The organism is Bradyrhizobium sp. Kon69 (assembly GCF_055807515.1).
Genome location: NZ_JBVVOS010000325.1, coordinates 1 through 277, shown reverse-complemented (window position 1 = coordinate 277; position 277 = coordinate 1). Strand labels below are relative to the sequence as shown.

The following is a 277-nucleotide window of genomic DNA, read 5'->3' as shown; positions in this document are numbered from 1 at the left end:
ATCATGCCCGGCCGGTAGTCGAACAGGATGAAGTCGCGCACCTGGCCGACGTAACCTGAGACCCAGGCTTCCAGGTCGGCGCTTTTGTATTGCGCGCCGAAGTCCAACTGCGTGGTTTTCTCGGGCTTGACGCCGTCGAAGGCGTTCACCGAACCGACCGCGCCGGTGTTGGGGGAAAACAACTCCCAGTAATCCGGGAAGCGCTCGGCGTGGCCCAGGCCCGCATACAGCGTGGTGGGGGTGTCCGCCAGATCGTGCTCGTAGCGTACAAAGCCGG

The 277-nt window shown here is 63.5% G+C and carries 1 protein-coding gene; it reads right to left on the bottom strand.

All coding sequences use genetic code 11. The annotated features are described in order from the left end of the window. Nucleotides 1-277, bottom strand: a 277-nt coding sequence (locus AC0L3U_RS39340) for a TonB-dependent receptor domain-containing protein (protein ID WP_473365112.1), incomplete at both ends; no start/stop codon positions are given.